The sequence below is a fragment of the Marinobacter alkalisoli genome (genome assembly GCF_045449855.1).
GTDB lineage: Bacteria > Pseudomonadota > Gammaproteobacteria > Pseudomonadales > Oleiphilaceae > Marinobacter.
Window position 1 is genome coordinate 220,759 of sequence record NZ_JBJJLC010000003.1, and the last position, 14,219, is coordinate 234,977.

The 14,219-nt window shown below is 55.0% G+C and carries 13 protein-coding genes; 7 read left to right on the forward strand and 6 right to left on the reverse strand.

Features of this window, described 5'->3' with window-relative positions; all coding sequences use genetic code 11:
- Positions 1-56 precede the first annotated feature (56 nt).
- On the forward strand, positions 57-1,394 hold the full coding sequence (locus tag ACJO5Y_RS01165) for a tetratricopeptide repeat protein (protein ID WP_406984412.1): 1,338 nt from the start codon (positions 57-59) through the stop codon (positions 1,392-1,394).
- A 40-nt stretch (positions 1,395-1,434) separates the two neighbouring features.
- Here the strand turns inward: ACJO5Y_RS01165 and ACJO5Y_RS01170 are convergent, their stop codons facing one another.
- The 3 genes from ACJO5Y_RS01170 to ACJO5Y_RS01180 form a co-directional block, all read right to left on the reverse strand.
- On the reverse strand, positions 1,435-3,018 hold the full coding sequence (locus ACJO5Y_RS01170) for an aldehyde dehydrogenase family protein (protein ID WP_406984414.1): 1,584 nt from the start codon (positions 3,016-3,018) through the stop codon (positions 1,435-1,437).
- The gene (gene choxAB / locus ACJO5Y_RS01175) at positions 3,005-4,621 is read right to left on the reverse strand and encodes a cholesterol oxidase (protein WP_406984416.1); all 1,617 of its coding nucleotides are present in this window, start codon (positions 4,619-4,621) and stop codon (positions 3,005-3,007) included. The genes ACJO5Y_RS01170 and choxAB overlap by 14 nt, the downstream gene beginning before the upstream one ends.
- Positions 4,622-4,807: 186 nt before the next feature.
- A complete protein-coding gene (locus ACJO5Y_RS01180) occupies positions 4,808-6,322 on the reverse strand; it encodes a flavin-containing monooxygenase (RefSeq protein ID WP_406984418.1) in 1,515 nt (504 codons plus the stop codon).
- Between the two features lie 128 nt (positions 6,323-6,450).
- On the opposite strand from ACJO5Y_RS01180, the gene ACJO5Y_RS01185 reads away from it, so the two are divergent.
- The gene (locus ACJO5Y_RS01185; protein ID WP_406984420.1) at positions 6,451-7,470 is read left to right on the forward strand and encodes an AraC family transcriptional regulator; all 1,020 of its coding nucleotides are present in this window, start codon (positions 6,451-6,453) and stop codon (positions 7,468-7,470) included.
- On the opposite strand, the gene ACJO5Y_RS01190 is transcribed toward ACJO5Y_RS01185, so the two are convergent.
- Entirely contained in the window at positions 7,465-8,472 is a 1,008-nt protein-coding gene (locus tag ACJO5Y_RS01190) for an AraC family transcriptional regulator (RefSeq protein WP_406984421.1), read from the reverse strand. The two genes, ACJO5Y_RS01185 and ACJO5Y_RS01190, sit on opposite strands and share 6 nt — an antisense overlap.
- Before the next feature lie 105 nt (positions 8,473-8,577).
- Between ACJO5Y_RS01190 and ACJO5Y_RS01195 the strand changes: the two genes are divergently transcribed.
- From ACJO5Y_RS01195 to ACJO5Y_RS01215, 5 genes are all read left to right on the forward strand, one after another.
- Positions 8,578-9,636, forward strand: coding sequence for a 2Fe-2S iron-sulfur cluster-binding protein (locus ACJO5Y_RS01195; protein WP_406984422.1), 1,059 nt, complete (start codon positions 8,578-8,580; stop codon positions 9,634-9,636).
- 32 nt (positions 9,637-9,668) lie between these two features.
- The gene (locus tag ACJO5Y_RS01200; RefSeq protein ID WP_406984423.1) at positions 9,669-10,835 is read left to right on the forward strand and encodes an alkane 1-monooxygenase; all 1,167 of its coding nucleotides are present in this window, start codon (positions 9,669-9,671) and stop codon (positions 10,833-10,835) included.
- A 41-nt stretch (positions 10,836-10,876) separates the two neighbouring features.
- Positions 10,877-11,278 (forward strand): hypothetical protein, encoded by a 402-nt coding sequence (locus tag ACJO5Y_RS01205; protein WP_406984424.1) that lies wholly within the window; start codon positions 10,877-10,879, stop codon positions 11,276-11,278.
- Positions 11,279-11,327: 49 nt separating this feature from the next.
- Positions 11,328-12,335: a putative solute-binding protein gene (locus tag ACJO5Y_RS01210; RefSeq protein WP_406984425.1), complete on the forward strand. Its 1,008-nt coding sequence runs from the start codon at positions 11,328-11,330 to the stop codon at positions 12,333-12,335.
- A 124-nt stretch (positions 12,336-12,459) separates the two neighbouring features.
- Positions 12,460-12,771: a YrhK family protein gene (locus ACJO5Y_RS01215; protein WP_406984426.1), complete on the forward strand. Its 312-nt coding sequence runs from the start codon at positions 12,460-12,462 to the stop codon at positions 12,769-12,771.
- A gap of 58 nt (positions 12,772-12,829) precedes the next feature.
- Here ACJO5Y_RS01215 and ACJO5Y_RS01220 read toward each other — a convergent pair whose 3' ends face one another.
- Together ACJO5Y_RS01220 and ACJO5Y_RS01225 are read right to left on the reverse strand one after the other, a co-directional pair.
- Positions 12,830-13,216, reverse strand: coding sequence for a hypothetical protein (locus ACJO5Y_RS01220; RefSeq protein WP_406984427.1), 387 nt, complete (start codon positions 13,214-13,216; stop codon positions 12,830-12,832).
- Between the two features lie 56 nt (positions 13,217-13,272).
- Positions 13,273-14,166 (reverse strand): LysR family transcriptional regulator, encoded by an 894-nt coding sequence (locus ACJO5Y_RS01225; RefSeq protein WP_406984428.1) that lies wholly within the window; start codon positions 14,164-14,166, stop codon positions 13,273-13,275.
- Positions 14,167-14,219: the final 53 nt, after the last annotated feature.

Genomic DNA, 14,219 nt, shown 5'->3' on the forward strand with positions numbered 1-14,219 from the left:
TAGCACCGGGACTGAAGATCGGTCACAAATAACAACGCCCAAGAGGGAACAGAGACATGCAGACAGATAAACAAGGTAATGCACTCCCGGGAGCCAACGCACAAGCTGCCGACAAATATGACCAGGCCCTGGAGGCTTTCAATGTCTACCGCAACGACCCGGTCGCGCTGATTGACGAGGCCATGGATTTGTCGCCGGAATTCACCATGGCCAATATTTTCAAGGCCTACCTGCTTGGACTTGCCACGGAGCCGGAGGCTTCCCGGGGTGCGGACGACATCATCAGCCAACTTGAAGAGTGGCAACTGTCGGAGCGGGAGGCGTCCCACGTTTCTGCACTGAAACATTTACTGAACGGGCAATGGACAGCGGCTGCGGTGGCACTGGATTGGCACAACATGGCGTACCCCCATGACCTGCTGGCGATCCAGGCGGGACACCTGATGGATTTCTACCGGGCCAACTCCCAGAATCTGCGGGATCGGCTGGCCCGGGTTCTCCCCAAATGGACGCCGGACATTCCGGGATACTCGATTTTACTGGGTATGCAGGCTTTCGGTCTGGAAGAAACCGGGCACTACCAGCGCGCAGAAGAGGTTGGTCGGCAGGCAGTGGATTTGCAGCCTCTGGATTGCTGGGCGCATCATGCCGTAGCCCACGTTATGGAGATGCAGGGCAGGGCTGAGGATGGCATTGGCTGGATGATCGCACGTCACCCACACTGGTCCGGTGACGACAATTTCTTCAGGGTTCATAACGTTTGGCACCAGTGCCTGTTCCATATGGACGTAGGGCAAGCCGATAGGGCCCTGGGTCTTTACGACCGTTCCATTCGCGGAACCCAGAGTATGGTTGCACTGGATCTCATCGACGCGTCCGCACTCCTGTGGCGTCTGCATTTGTCGGGCGTCGATGTTGGCGATCGTTGGCAGGAGCTGGCCGTGTGCTGGGACATCCACATGACCGACAGCACCTACCCCTTCAATGACTGGCATGCGGCCATGGCTTATGCGGGCGCAGGCCGGCATCAGAACCTCGATCGGGTGATAGCCGCACTTCAGAACCTTGCCCGGGGCCAAAATGAAGTGGCCGTTTGGGCGAAGGATCTGGGGCTTCCCCTGGTACTGGGGTTTGTCGACTTCTGGCGCGGAGAGTATCGCCAGGCGGCCGAGAGGCTGTATCCAACCCTGTTCATCGCCAATCGCTTCGGAGGCAGTCATGCCCAGCGGGACATCGTCAACCTCACACTGACGGAGACGGCCATCCGCGGCAACATCAGGCACCTTGCCGAAGCGCTGGTCAATTGCAGGGTGGATAGCCGGCCCAGGGGGGCTATTAACCAGAGCTTGCTGGCGCGTTGTCGCGGGGACCGTATCAGTATCCAGGCGGCGTAAAAGGCGATTCCGCCCTGGTAGTTACAGTCGCCCGGGCATGTCAGAAATACATTTTCCGAAGCATTGCTGGCACCACGCGCGCACTCGCCCGAAGGAAGTCGAATGGTGAACGTGGTGCCACCATATGTAACGCGTTATGAATAGCGTTGTGACTGGCCTCATCCTGCGGGTACCACCACAGGTTGCGCTTGGCTTTCAGCCAGTCCCAGTTCACCACTTTGGGGCGGGTCATCTCCAGCAGACCCTCCGGGCCATGGGTGCGGCCAATACCCGACTCCTTGGGGCCTCCCCAGGGCAGGTCGGACATACCGTGCGTGTAGAGGTGATCGTTAATGGCGACCACGCCACCGTTAATACGATCTGCCAGTTTCTTGCCCCGACCGGTGTTGCGTGTCCAGATGGACGCAGTCAGGGCCATGGTGCAGTCATTGGCCAGGGCCACCGCTTCATCCTCGGTCTTGAACGGCATGACAGGTATCACCGGCCCAAAGGTTTCTTCACGCATCAGGTCCATGTCGTGATTCACATCCGTCACCAGGGTAGCGGGATGGAATTCGCCTTGCTGATCGCTGACGGCCCGGGATTGGGCCACGACCTTCGCCCCGTCCCTGACTGCGTCGGCCAGCTGTCCTTCAACGAACTGGCGTTGTTTGGCCGTGGTCATCGAGCCGATGTCGACGGAGCACTGGTCATCGGGAACACCGTGGCGTAACGCCTGTGTTTTCTCCGCCATCAGCTCAACAAACCGCGGATACACCGACTCGTGAACATAGACCCGCTCAACCCCACCGCAGGACTGTCCGGCGTTTTGATAGCCCGCCCAGGCGGCGCCATTGGCGGCCCGTTCCAGGTCAGCATCGTCCAGGACTATCATCGGGTCCTTTCCGCCGAGCTCCAGCGAGACCGGGGTCAGCGTGGCGGCGGCCTGGGCCATGATCTGTTTGCCGGTGGGCACGGAACCGGTGAAAAACAGCTTGTCGATACCATGTTCAAACATCGCGCTGGACACCTGCCCGCCGGAACCGACGATATGGTGGAACAGGCCATCCGGCAGCTCAGCGGCGGCCACGATATCCTCGATGGCCTTGCCAACCAGCGGTGTGGCGGCAGCTACTTTCAGAATGATGGCATTACCCGCCATCAGGCCCATGACCACTTCGCCGAAAGGAATGGACAATGGGTAGTTCCAGGGGCTGACAATGCCCACCACCCCCAGCGGTTCATGACGGATTTCCGAACGCTTGCCAATCCATAGCAGGCTGGAGGGGCCACGGTATTCGGGCTTCAGAACACCGGCCGCCTGCTTGCCATACCAGTCACAGGCCATCAGGCAGGGCAATACCTCGGTGGCCAGGGCGTCCATACGGGTCTTGCCGTTGCTTTCACTGACGATGCGGGCCAGTTCGTCGGCATTGTCACGGATATAGTCCCGCATTTTCTTCATATGCTGGCGGCGCTCGGCAAAGGAACGCTCTGCCCATACGGCCTGGGCCGCCCGGGCCTGATCGAAGATCGCGGGAATCCGACCGGGCAGCGTGTGGGGAAGGGTGCCCAGCGTCTCGCCGTTTGCGGGGTTGGTGGCCGTGATTTCACGGTTCTGAATGTCTTGTTTAACCGTTTCCATTACTGAGATCCTCCTTTGGGGGGATAAAGCTCATGGCACGTTCAGCCAGTGCAGTGATTGTCAGGCTCGGATTCACACCCAGATTGGCACCGAGCATTGAACCGTCAATGACGTAGAGATTCTGGTAGTTGAACACACGGTTTTGTGAGTCAATCACGCCGTGTTCAGGGCTGTCGGCCATCGCACAACCACCCATGCAGTGTGCAGTGAATGGCACGTTAAAGAAAATTTCCGTGGCCGTGGTGAACGGGATGCCATTGAAATGCGCGGCCATCTTTTTCGTAAACTCGTTGGCTTGCGGGATGTTGGTCGGAATCCGGTCGCCTTCGCTGCACAGCAGCTTGCTGAAAGGCCAGTACCAACGGCGCTTCAGGCGCATTGACAGTGAGGCGTCCACGGTCTGCATGACCAGGAAGATCATTGACTGTCTGGCCCAGCCAAAGGGATTGGCGGCCCTGAAAAAGGTCACCGGATGGCGCAGCAGCGCCCACAGCCAGTGCAGGATGCGCATAGGCCCTTCGCCACCGACCATCAGCGCGGTCAGGGTGCTGTTCAGATCGTGCCCGTTGCCGTAGCGGGTGGCCTCAATGTGGGTGTGTTTGTCGATGTGTATGCCCGAACCGATGGCAACGCCGGGGCTCATGTCGACCTCTTTGCCCGGGAAGCGGATGCCAAGCACGGATTCCGCGTTGGTGCGGACCCGGTTGCCCAGGTCATCGGAAATATTTGGTAGCGAGCCGTTCTGTTTGAGCTTGAACAGCAGTTCCTGGGTCCCCAGCGAAGAGGCAGCGAAAACGACGCGACCGGCACGGAACGTCCGGCGCTGTTTGTTGAGTCGGGCGGTTGAGCATTCCGTGGTTACTTCGTAGCCATCACGACCATCGTCCTGGCCATTCAGAGGCCGCACATCCACGACGCGGGTTTCCTCGAAAACCTCCGCGCCGTTCTTCTCGGCGAAGTACAGGTAATTCTTGTCCAGAGTGTTCTTGGCGTTATAGCGACAACCGGTCATACAACCACCGCAACCGGTGCAGGTAGCGCGCTCGGGACCTTCGCCGCCAAAGTAGGGGTCGGGATAGGTTTCGCCGCCGGATTCACCCTTGGGAGGAAAGAACGTGGCCACTCGCGTGGGTTTGAAGGTATCGCCAACGCCCTCTATCTCAGCCATTTCTTTCAGCAGATTGTCGGCAGGACCAAACAATTCGTTCTCAGTCACGCCGAGCATGCGCTCAGCCTCGGTAAAATGGGCCGGCATTTCCTCTGTCCAGTCAGACAGCCCGGCCCAGGTGCCTTCGCCCCAGATGGAATCCGGTGGCACAAGCAAGGTATTGGCGTAGGTGATTGAGCCACCGCCAACGGCATTGCCGCAGATCACCATCACATGGCGGAACGGCCGCAGGTTAAAGAACCCTTTCAGGCCAAGGCGGGGTCGCCAGTAAAAGCGGCGAGCGTTCCAGTTGGATTCGGGAAAATCCTCGGCGCGCCAGCGCCTACCCATTTCCATAACGGCCACCGAGTAGCCCTTTTCCGCCAGCCGGTGTGCCGAAACACTCCCTCCGAAACCGGAGCCAATGATCAGGTAGTCAAAATCATAGTTACTCATAGCATTCCTGTTGTCGCTACGTAACGAACAGGGATGAAAGCCCTGGCGCACGCCAATTGTTGTTCTTTTGGTGACTCGTGGTCTGAAAAATAGCTGATCAAATCGGTCTCACAATAGGGTACCGACTCTCTGACGCTGGAGTTGGGTTATTTAATGACATTTTGGGGTTATAAAATGACAACCGGGTTATTCTGCGTGTTCTCCTTGCAGGGTGGGCACCGGCTGCAGTTCATAGTCCTGCAGGTCCAGTGCGCCGGTTATCAGACGATAACTGAAGGTGAAGCCCGGCCAGTTATTGGTGTTCTTGCCCGAGGCAGTCTTATACCAGGAGGTGCAGCCCGCCTCCCATACACTTGCTTTCAGTTTTTCCTGAATGCGTTCTGAGTACTCGTTTTGCGGGCCGGCTTTGACATTCATGTAATGCAGGCCGGGGTCCAGCAGCATCCGGACGCACTGCATCACATAGCGAATCTGTGATTCCAGCATGAACACAATGGAACTGTGCGCCAGATTGGTGTTCGGGCCGTAGAGAATGAACAGGTTGGGGAAACCCGATACGCACATGCCCTTGTACGCTTCCGCGCCGTCCCTCCAGGCTTCATTTAAGTCCAGACCGTTCAACCCCTTGATTTTCATAGGTGCCAGGAAGTCGGTGGCCTTGAAGCCGGTGCCGTAAATGATGGTGTCTACTTCGTGACGAGTGCCACCCCTGGTGACTATGGCATTTTCTTCCACGTGGTCCAGCTCGTCGGTGACGACGTCCAGATGATCCTGATTGATGGCCTGGTACCAGTCATTGGAAATCAACAGTCGCTTACAACCTACCGGGTAATCCGGAATGATTTTCCGGCGTTTGACCGGATCTTTGATGGTCCGACGAGCAATTCGTTTGGCCTGCCACTTGAACGTGTTGAGCAGGAACCCGAAGCGTGTAAAGGCCAGCGCCCGGCTTTCGTTGCGCCAATAGATAAGGGAACGATAAGCACGGTCTGCGGCAGGAACGGCCTCGAACAACCATTGTTCAAACCCCGTGAAAGGCCGGTCGGGCTTTGGAATGACCCAGGCTCCGGACCGCTGGAACAGTTTCAGTTGTTTCACCTTGGGTACGATCTGCGGCACGAACTGAATGGCACTTGCTCCCGTGCCAATCACGGCAACGGACCTGCCAGACAGATCATAGTCATGATCCCAACGGGCAGAATGGAAAACCTTGCCCTTGAACTGTTCGATGCCTTCGATGCGGGGATAGGCAGGTTGGTTCAGCTGCCCGGTGGCAGATATGAGCAGGTTGGCTGTTAAGGTATCACCAGCCCTGGTTTTGATCATCCACTCCCCGGCACTCTTGTTGAATTCGGCGGATTCCACTTCCTGATTAAACTGGATGTGGTCTTTTAGGCGATACTTCGTAGCACAGTTCTCAAGGTACGAGCGGATCTCCGGTTGTAGCCCGAACTTGCGGGTCCAGTCGCTTTTGGGTTCGAAGGAAAAAGAGTACAGATGTGACTGTACATCGCAGGCTGCTCCGGGATAGGTATTGTCCCGCCATGTACCGCCAACACTGTCCGCTTTTTCAAGAATGGTGAAGGAGTCAATACCGGCTTTCTTGAGCTGGATGGCCATACCCAGGCCGCCAAATCCGGTGCCGATAATGACAATGTGTGGGGTAGCCGGCCCTGATGTCGTGTTCTTGTTGCCGCTCATGAAACATTCCTCACTGGTCAAGCGTTTTGATGCTGGTCAGTCTAGGAGGAGGGCGCTTGTCTCACGATTGTTTCCCGGGACATAATATCAATAAAAAAGGACACCTTTTGTTCTCGGCGGAGAGATTTATGCCATCGTGGGATTTCTACCGCAGCATTAATAGCATGCGGATACTGACCGAACTGGCGGTAGAGTATGGTTTGCCGGTGAACCGTGTATTGGCGGGAACAGGGATCGGCGCGGACCAACTGCAATCACCCGATGCGGTGGTTGAGTCCCAACAGGAACTCCGCCTGATTCGTAATCTGGTGGAAGACCTTGGTCATATCCCGGCGTTGGGTGTCATCGCTGGCCAGCGCTACCACTTTACCTCTTTTGGTGCGTTGGGTTTTGCCCTGGTCAGCAGCCCAACGTTGCGCGATGCTATGGAAATCGGGTTGAAGTACATTCAGCTCACCTTCGCCTTTTGCCGTTTTGATCTTCTGGACCGGGGCCAGCATGCCCGCGTTGTCATGGACAACCGGGAAGTGCCGGATGAAGTGAAGCGATTTGTGGTGGAGCGAGACAGCGCCTGTTTTGTCACTCTGCAAAGAGACATCTTCAACAGCCTTTCCCCCCTTGAAGCGCTTCACTTTTCGTTTTCTGTGCCAGAGGCCCTTGGCCCTTATGAAGCGTTCTATGCTGTTAAGCCAGAGTTCGGGATGCCTCTTAATGAACTGGTGTTTGACCGTACTTTCCTGACGCAACCCATGCCACAGGCCAGTGACCTAGCGTTGCGTTCTGCCGAGCAGCAATGTGAAAACCTGCTGAATCAGCGTCTCAAGAGAGCAGGGTTATCCGCTCAGGTACGTCACCACCTGGCTTCCCGCGCCGCTGATATGCCCAACATGGAAGAAGTCTCCCGAATGCTGAACACGATTCCGAGAACTTTGCGGCGGCGCTTGCAGCGGGAGAACACCAGTTTTGCAGAACTTCGTGACGAAGTCCGTCAGACCCTGGCCGAGGAGTACCTTTCCGGTCCAAGGCTATCGGTGGAACAGGTCGCTGAACGCCTGAGCTATGCCGAAGCCACCAGCTTTATCAACGCCTACAAGCGCTGGCATGGGGCTACCCCATCGGCGTGCCGGCGTAAAAAACGCGCACTATGACGACAGTGGCGCCTTGTACATGGAAGGTGGCACCGACTCCCAACGCTTGAAGGCTTTCCGGAAATTGGCGATATCCGAGTAGCCCAGTGCGTAGGAGATCTCTTGCACGGTCATTTGTCCGGTTTCCAGGTAACGGGTTGCGAGCTGGTGGCGGACATCCTCAAGAATGTCCCTGTACGATGTGCCTTCCTCGATCAGGCGTCGGTGAAGGGTTCTTGGTGTGACATGGAACCGCCTCGCGGTCATTTCCAGCGAGGGGAAGCCATGGGTACTCTGCAACATGATCCGGCGCACGCGCACAGCCCAGGTTTGTTCAGAGGATAGTTTCTCCAGTTCCTGCTGACAGACTTTCAACCCTTCCTGAAAGCTGACGGTATTCGCGAGTTTCAGGGGTTGGTCAATGGTCGCCAGGGGCAGGGAAAAGCCGGCTGTGTCCTGGTTGTAGGAAACCGGACACCGAAACATCGCTTCCGCCAGCTTTTCATCGCCATCAAAAGGAAAGGTGACCTCGCGGATGTCGCAGGTCCCCATGGTCGTGAAGTCGAGAATGTTCCGGATCGCCAGGACAATGGCCTCGGTCACCGGGCGACGGATGTCCTCCAGCGGCCGGTTCTCGTAGAAGCTCACCCATAACCGGTCGCCCTGTTGGCCAGACTCCATTGTCACCAGGTCGGTTCTCAGCACGAGATAACGCTCCAGTAACTCCACCACTTGCCGGGTCGTGCCGCTACTTAATGCTGCATAGCCAAGAATGCCGTGGGTATTGATCAGCAGCCGTTCCCCAATCAGCAATCCCAACGCCTTGTCATTGCAAAATCGGCCAGCGTCCAGCAGTAGTTGCCGGAACGTTGCCCAGGGCATGGTGATCAGGGATTCCTCCGACTCATCCGGATCAATGCCCAGATGCCGCAGCCAGCCCTCGGTCGGGACACCAAGATCCGCGACGATATTGATGATTTGGAGGATGTAGTGATTGGGCAGGGTGACCTTTGGATCGCTCATGTACAGATTGTCAATTTATAACCCATGAGTGTCAATAAATAACCCCGTGATGTTGGAAGCGGCGCATTAGCATGTATCCCGTGCGAACAAAAACGGGGGCGGACGATGTTTTCTATATTCAGGAAGAGTGCACCGAAAGAGCATTGCGCGGAGATCAATGGGGAAGCCGTCCAGGTCTTGCAGAAAGAAACGATCCTGCACGCCGCACTGAGGGAGAACATCGATTTTCCCCACAGTTGTCGGGTCGGGGGCTGTGCCTCCTGCAAATGCCGCCTGGTCAAAGGGACGGTGAAAGAGCTGACGGATATTGGCTATATCCTCAGTGACGACGAACTCGATCAGGGGTATATCCTGGCTTGCCAGAGTGTGCCCACGAGCGACGTCACCATTGCGGTGGACCTGACGGCACAAAAGCAGCGTAAGACGGTTCCGGGACGGGTGGTCCTGCAGGAACGGCTAACCCACGATATCACGCACCTTAAATTACAGCTCGATCAGACACTGAACTACAAAGCCGGCCAGTACGCGGACCTTTCCCTGGATTCGTTACCGGGACTGGCCAGGAGCTATTCCTTTGCCACGCCCTGTCAGATGGATGCGACGCTTTCCTTCTTCGTTCGCAAAGTACCTGGCGGCCTGTTCTCAACGGAAGTGAATGATCAAAACCTGCTGGGCCACACCGTTATGGTGGATGGCCCGGCAGGCGAATTCTGGTTACGCCGTTCGGACGCGCCCATGATTCTGGTCGCTGGTGGCAGCGGTCTTGCTCCGATCCTGGCGATTCTGAAAGACGCTCTGGATGGACAGAGTCACAGGCCAGTGACCTTGCTGTTTGGCGCCAGGTCTCAACAGGATCTGTACCGGTTGGATGACATTCGAGATCTCGCGCTCAAATGGTCAGCAGCCTTCAGGTTCATCCCTGTTTTATCCCGGGAAGACGAAAATTCGGATTGGACCGGCGCCCGCGGACGGGTGACCGACGTCATTCCCGCGCTTTCGTTGCAAGGATCAGAGGCCTATTTGTGTGGCCCGCCAGGAATGATCGATGCCGCCGAAGCCAAGCTTATTGAGGGTGGCGTCAAGCGGACAAACATTCATGCCGACCGATTCACAACCACGCAGGATGCCCTTCCAAACTCTGCCGATCCGGTTCTGGCTGTCTGATTAAATAATCATAAATATTAGGGAGTTGAGAGATGATGTTATTCCACTATCTGAAGTTCTTTTTCTTTCACGGTATCGGCCTCTTGTCCTTTGTGTCTCTGGTGGCTGGCGGTCATTGGATCAGCCTGGGGCTGTTGGCGGTGTTGGTGATCTATATTGCCGGGGACGCCCTTTGTGGTGATGACACAACAACACCTGAGTTCAGGCGCCCCACTATATTGACCGTGCAGCTATGGATGGCACTGCCGTTGTTGTGCCTGATCGTGTTCGCCTCCGTCTGGAGTTTCAGTTCTACGGATATTGTCGGGTTTGGCGCCCTGGTGACAGAACTGACGGGCTACGATGCTACCTCGGCCCGCGATGCCACGCCTTTTCTTCACCACCTCTCAGGTGTGGTACTGACCGGACTGATGATCGGAATCATCGGCACCATTACCGGCCACGAGCTGACCCACAGAACCTGGGACCCGGTATCCATGTTGATTGGGCGCTGGTTGCTGGCCTTCAGTTTTGACACGGTGTTTTCCATTGAGCACGTCTACGGGCACCACCGCTACGTGTCGACCACCGAAGATCCGGCGACGGCCCCTCGGGGACGAAACGTTTATCACCACGTCGTGGCATCCACCCTCAAAGGCAATGCCAGCGCTTGGAACATTGAACAACGCCGGCTCAGGCGTAAAGGCCACTCGGCATTGTCCTGGCGTAATGCGGTGATCTGGGGACATCTGATGAGTGCAATGCTCGTGGCTGCTGCCTTCGCCATGGGAGGTGTGGGGACCATGCTGTATTTCATAGCCTGCGCTCTGTGGGGTAAGGCCTTACTTGAGATTGTTAATTACATGGAGCATTACGGCATGGTGCGTCATCCGGAAACCCCGGTGCAGCCGAGGCATTCCTGGAATACCAACAAACGCATCAGCTCCTGGACCATGTTTAACCTGACCCGCCATTCCCATCACCACGCCCAGGGCGAAGTACCTTATCAGAACCTGAAGCCGTTCCCCGACTCACCGATGATGATCAGCGGTTACCTCACCACCATTGTAGTCGCGATGATTCCGCCGCTCTGGCACAAGCTCATGACGCCAAAGGTTCTGGAGTGGGATGAGAAATACGCATCTTCGGAAGAGCGCATACTTGCAGCGCAGGCCAATGCCAGAAGTGGGATTCCTGCACTTGTGAAAGCGGCCAGATAAATTGAATTAACAACGTCAATAGCAACCAGGTTGACTGACATATGAACTTGGTAATTCTCACGAAGAAAGGAAGTGGTTGGCCCAGGCCTCTGTGGATTGAGGTTTCAATAGACTTAAAGTACATAAATAAAATAAAAGAAATATCAAAGTGCATAGTTAATAAGGGGTGTGGTAATGAAGTGGTCGGGGCAACTGGAGTATGGCACGCAAGAAGGGAGTTTATAAATTACAAGCTTGAAGCAGTTTGTGAAAGAGAAAAAGTAAAATTCAGACTCGTTAATATGGATTCTTATAATAAGGTGTATTCCAATGGTATTCTCATCGATACGCTATATAAACTTAACAAGTTATCAAATAATAAACAGAGAGTATTCTACAGCAATGATCAACCTGTGTTGATGGCCATATATTATTCGACCAAGAAGGTCAGCAATAGTTATTAGAGTATTGTCATTTTTTTATTAATTATCAAATTACAAAAAGGGTATAAAAATGCGAAATCTTATCAGTGCCTTGGTTTTGACCTGTGCAACCCCATTTGCCACTGCAAACACGCTTTCTGTGTGCGTATTCGATGTCATCGGCGCCAATGGTGATGTGTATAACCTGATGAAGGACTTCTCGCTGGAAGCAAAGTCCATCGGTCTGGACCTCAAACTGAAGCCATACACCGATGAAGGTGTCGCAGTTGGTGATTTTAACGCGGGACAGTGTGATGCCGTAGCAGCCACGGATTTGCGAACCAGACCTTTCAACCGTTTCACCGGGTCAATCAGTGCCGTTGGCGCTTTGCCAACCTATGATGACCTGAAAACCATGCTGGCCACGCTGGCGCAACCTAAAGCAGCGCCTCTCATGAAATCCGGCGGCTTTGAAGTGCTTGGTATTTTTCCGATTGGGGCAGGGTACCTGTTCGTTGACGATCGCAGTATCAATTCTGCCGCCGCGCTGGCCGGAAAACGGATGGCTACGCTGGATTACCAGAAAGATGCCATCCACATGGTGAACTACGTTAAGGCCACCGTGGTTCCCTCCGATATCACCAATTTCGCGGGAAAGTTTAACAATGGCTCCGTAGACACCGCCTATGCTCCGGCCTTTGCGTATGAAGCGCTGGAACTCTACAAGGGAATCGAGCCAAACGGCGGTATCGTTGATTACGCGCTGGCTCAGTTAACCGTTCAGCTTATTGTCCATGATGACATGGTGGACGATAAAACCGCCCAGAAAGCTAGAAGTGTTGCCTGGTCCATGTTCCCGCAAACCATGGAGCTGATAGGGGGACAGGAATCCGCCATTCCCGATGATAGCTGGATTTCGATATCTGCAGAGGACATTGAGGGGTATCAGGAAATGTTTCGCCAGAACCGACTACAGATGCGGGATGGCACCAACGGAGCGCCAACCGTCTATGACCCGAAAACGTTGGCGTTGATGGCAAAGATTCGCTGCAGCAGCAATCCGACAGCGTCCGAATGTACCGCACCTGATCGGGAATAGTGGAGTTAAAGCCCCCTGTGCCTGGCATGGGCAGGGGGCACTCTGATGTCATGTCCGATGTGGTCTAAACTGTCACCGTGTGACAACGATTGATCCCCAATCTATCGGAAGGAGCTAAAAGGTTATGGGCAATGATCCGTCTGATCAGAAAGAAAATGCAGGAGATGTCACCATTCGTTTTGGCCATGATGAACTGGTTATTCGTCAGCGCTACGAAGTGATCAGTATTATAAACGACATTCTTATCGGAACCTGGTTCATCATCGGAACGATCTTCTTTTTCTTTCCCTCATTGGCCTACGCGGGAACGTGGCTCTTTCTGCTCGGGAGTATTGAGATGATGATTCGGCCGATCATTCGGCTTGCGCGCCGTGTGCATCTCCGACGATATCATACCGGTGTTCCTCGTGCCGTTGATGCCGGGCACGATTTCTGAACCGCCCTGGCCAATCGCGACAAAATTCAACACCTGCTTGGCTACATGGCGAGGGTGTTTAATCCGATGTCGGCTTCTGTCCATGTAATGGGTCTCGCTCTTCCCCGCGGCGATAGAAAAAAGCACTGAACATGCCTGCCAGTGTCGAGACGACGGTAATGGCATATAAGTCGAGAACGAGACATACCACCTGCCCGGGAACTGTTATCGGGTTTGCCATGGTGGATGAAATGGTGAGTAATTGAGACGTTGTCCAATAAAACGCATCCCAGAAGCTATGAATGTCTGTCGTCGGCGCACTTCCTTCCACCATAAAAATAATGGCACTGCCAATGACATCAACCATCAGTGTGATGAGAATGACGGTTGCCAGGCGGTTTCTCAGATGCAAGTGGGTAGGGCTGGCTGCACGCACAAGGTCCCGCATATCGCTCACAAAATACATTCTTCTCAGCGCTCCCTCGATTGTTGTCTGGTTGGCTTTAACAGGCTCTGGTGGTTTCAGGCGTCCGGTGGCGCGAAAATTGACCGAGCCTCTTCAAAGCACTTTTCTGTCAGCGCCGACCGTGGCTCGGTTCGGCGCATCAATATGCCCATGGGCGCCGCCGTGTGTGCACCGGAAATTGGCATCATACGCAGGTTATCGTTCAGCGCTTCCATACCGACTTGAAGCGGCATGATGGCACAACAGATACCGGCACTGACCGCCTGTATCAATTGAAAGGTGGAGTCGCTTTCCAGTATGGGATGTGGATCCAGCCCGCGGCTTCTGAAGCTTAAAGCGATGGATTGCCGATAGTGCATCCCCCTTGTCAGCATCCCCAGGGGAATGTCATTGAGGGATTCCCACGTCAACTCCGCCTGATCGAACTGGAAAAAACGTGCATCGTGCAGCAATCCCATACTGGTTGAGGTCAGTTCGATTGCCTCGAAGTGATCGGTGTTGATGTGGTCGAGATAACACAAACCCAGATCGAGCTGATTACGGCTTAATCCATCGATGATCTGCTCCGAACTCATTGATAGCAACTCAAAGTGCAGCTCAGGGTATTGCTGAATCAGCGGTTTCACCAACGCCATGGGGTTGAGGCTGGCAAGAGGAACCATCCCAATCCTCAGTTTCCCTACCAATTGCCCACTGCAGTTCGCTGCTTCCGCCTGCAGCCCGTCATACGCGGTCAACAATGTTCGAGCCCAGGCCAACACCCGTTCACCTGCTTCAGTAAACCCTTCGAAACGTTGGCCACGGGCGACAAGAACGAGGTTCAATTCATCTTCCAGGGCGCGCAGCCGCATTGACAGAGTAGGCTGGGTAACGTGACAAAGCTCTGCCGCCTTCCCGAAGTGGCGAGTTTTATCCAGAGCAATAAGAAACTTGAGCTGTTTGATATCCATGGGCACCTGACAATAGATTTTGGGGGCCGCTAATCCAGCCGGCGTTTCCCGTT

Bases quoted from the DNA above. Each gene is read 5' to 3' on its own strand.
- ACJO5Y_RS01165 (WP_406984412.1), top strand. From the start codon at position 57: ATGCAGACAGATAAACAAGGTAATGCACTCCCGGGAGCCAACGCACAA.
- ACJO5Y_RS01170 (WP_406984414.1), bottom strand. From the start codon at position 3,018: ATGGAAACGGTTAAACAAGACATTCAGAACCGTGAAATCACGGCCACC.
- choxAB (WP_406984416.1), bottom strand. From the start codon at position 4,621: ATGAGTAACTATGATTTTGACTACCTGATCATTGGCTCCGGTTTCGGA.
- ACJO5Y_RS01180 (WP_406984418.1), bottom strand. From the start codon at position 6,322: ATGAGCGGCAACAAGAACACGACATCAGGGCCGGCTACCCCACACATT.
- ACJO5Y_RS01185 (WP_406984420.1), top strand. From the start codon at position 6,451: ATGCCATCGTGGGATTTCTACCGCAGCATTAATAGCATGCGGATACTG.
- ACJO5Y_RS01190 (WP_406984421.1), bottom strand. From the start codon at position 8,472: ATGAGCGATCCAAAGGTCACCCTGCCCAATCACTACATCCTCCAAATC.
- ACJO5Y_RS01195 (WP_406984422.1), top strand. From the start codon at position 8,578: ATGTTTTCTATATTCAGGAAGAGTGCACCGAAAGAGCATTGCGCGGAG.
- ACJO5Y_RS01200 (WP_406984423.1), top strand. From the start codon at position 9,669: ATGATGTTATTCCACTATCTGAAGTTCTTTTTCTTTCACGGTATCGGC.
- ACJO5Y_RS01205 (WP_406984424.1), top strand. From the start codon at position 10,877: ATGAACTTGGTAATTCTCACGAAGAAAGGAAGTGGTTGGCCCAGGCCT.
- ACJO5Y_RS01210 (WP_406984425.1), top strand. From the start codon at position 11,328: ATGCGAAATCTTATCAGTGCCTTGGTTTTGACCTGTGCAACCCCATTT.
- ACJO5Y_RS01215 (WP_406984426.1), top strand. From the start codon at position 12,460: ATGGGCAATGATCCGTCTGATCAGAAAGAAAATGCAGGAGATGTCACC.
- ACJO5Y_RS01220 (WP_406984427.1), bottom strand. From the start codon at position 13,216: ATGTATTTTGTGAGCGATATGCGGGACCTTGTGCGTGCAGCCAGCCCT.
- ACJO5Y_RS01225 (WP_406984428.1), bottom strand. From the start codon at position 14,166: ATGGATATCAAACAGCTCAAGTTTCTTATTGCTCTGGATAAAACTCGC.